The 1,966-nt window shown below is 72.3% G+C and carries 2 protein-coding genes; both read right to left on the reverse strand.

Annotated elements, in window-relative coordinates; translation table 11 throughout:
- Window positions 1–317 precede the first annotated feature (317 nt).
- Entirely contained in the window at window positions 318–1,004 is a 687-nt protein-coding gene (locus AOK22_RS37965; protein ID WP_055703199.1) for a DUF4232 domain-containing protein, read from the reverse strand.
- 251 nt (window positions 1,005–1,255) lie between these two features.
- A complete protein-coding gene (locus AOK22_RS37970) occupies window positions 1,256–1,936 on the reverse strand; it encodes a hypothetical protein (RefSeq protein WP_208606509.1) in 681 nt (226 codons plus the stop codon).
- Between the last annotated feature and the right edge of the window lie 30 nt (window positions 1,937–1,966).

Below are 1,966 nucleotides of genomic sequence, written 5' to 3' on the forward strand. Positions count from 1 at the left end.
GGAGGGAAGGGGGCGGGCCGAATGTGCCACTGGGGCGGTGCCCGTGCTGATCCCGTGACTCCATGGTCGTCGGCTCCCCCCAGCCGTGGGACGCGCCATGCAGGCCGCGACGCCGGTGCCGACCGCACCGAAACGTCGGTGCCAACCGCACCGAGCGGCAGCGCATAACGCCCAATTCCCCTACGTTCGAGGATGGTTGGGGACACGTCAACCGGCGGGGCGGAGTCGACTGAACCCCTGCGACCAGGGCGTTTCCTGGGTCACAGGGGTTCACTCACGTATCCGTACCGACGGGCTGGCCGACGGCTGGCGGGTCGTCAGCCGGCGGGGGAGTCGCTGACCTTGGTGACCGGACCGATGGACAGCCGGCCGGAGCCCGACTCGCTGACCGGGAGGGTGCCGGCCGGCCAGTCGACGGTGACGGTCTTGGTCTCGTTCGGCGGGGTCACCAGGATCTTGGTGACGCGCACGCCGGAGCCGCCGGTGTTGTTGACCGGGAACTCGATGTTGAAGGCCGCGGTCTCGCCGTCCTTGAGGATGTCCGGGTGGACCTGCTCGCCGTTGCGGTCCACGGAGAGGGTGTCGCCGGTGGCGGTCTTCAGGTCGACGCCGGCGTAGCCGTTGATGGAGCAGTCGCGGCCGCCGCCGTTCTTGAAGGCGACGGTGACGACGCCCTCCTCCTCGCCGGTCGTGTTGTCGGTGGCGGAGACCTCCAGCTCGTCGCTGCGGCAGATCTCGACCTTGCCGTTCTCGTTGGAGCCGGTGCCGGCGGCGGTGCCCTGCGGGGAGTCGCCGTCGCTCTTGCCGCTGGTACCGCTGCCGCTCCCGTTGCTGCTGCCGCCGCTCTCGCCGGAGCCGCCCGAGGAGGAGCTGGAGGACGAGCCGGCCGGGGCCGCGTCCGAGCTGCCGCCCGCGGTGTCGTCGCCGTTGCAGGCGGTGAGCGAGAGCGAGCCGATGAGCGCGAGGCCGGCGAGCAGGGTCTTCGAGGCGTGCGTGAGCTCCATGGGATCCCCCGTGAGATGCGTGGTGTGCGTGTCCGATGCGCCGGTGTACGCCGGTACGCCGGCGCTTCGGTCCGTCGGTACGTCGCCGTGGCGGCTGACGGGGAACAGAGAATCCGTTCCCGTCCGACCCGGGCAAGGAGCGCCGGAACATCAGGAACGCTGGAACACGAGAACCCACCCTGAACTGCGAGAACACCACTCCCATGGAACGCCCGCCTGGGACGGGGAAGCGCTCGTTCCGACCTCGGGGGTCAGACCCTGGGCGCTCCGTACCAGCGCCACTCGGTCCGGCGCGGGTGACCGGGCAGCTCGCCGCGGCCGGTCGCCCACAGGAGGGTGGGCCAGGGGTCCGTGTCGGTGGGGGCGTCGGGGAAGAGGCGGTGGAGCACGCGGGCGCAGAGGTCGGCGGGCGGGTCCCAGCGGTCGCCGATGCCGAGGCCGTGCGCGATGTCGTACGTGTGGACGAGGGTCTCCACGATGCCCATCGCGGCGAAGCCCTCCGGGTCGGAGGCGCCCCAGACGTGGTGGGCGCGGACCGTGGGGGGCGTGGTGGCGACCATGCCGGTCAGGAGGGCGCCGCACGACTCCAGGACCTGGAGCAGCCCCGGGACGCCGGCCCCGCGGTCGGCGAAGGTGACGTTGGCGGGCCCTTCGGGACGGTGGCGGTACCAGAGGAAGGGGACCTCGGTGTCCTGGGGCGGGTGCTGGGGCCCGAGCTGGGCGGCGTACGTGAACAGGTCGTCCGCGAGGTGCTCGCCGGTCTCCCAGCAGGTCCACTCCAGCCCATGGGCCTTGACGCCCCAGTCCACGTCGGGCCCACCGCCCTCGCGCAGCGTGCCGACGGCCAGCCGCACGGCTCGGGTGACGTCGTCCGGGGAGACGGGCGGGGACACGGGCGGGGACACGGGCGGGGTCGTGGGAGGGTCAGACATGCGGGGACGGTAACAGCACCCTCGGGGAAA

The organism is Streptomyces silaceus (genome assembly GCF_001419745.1).
Classification (GTDB): domain Bacteria; phylum Actinomycetota; class Actinomycetes; order Streptomycetales; family Streptomycetaceae; genus Streptomyces; species Streptomyces silaceus.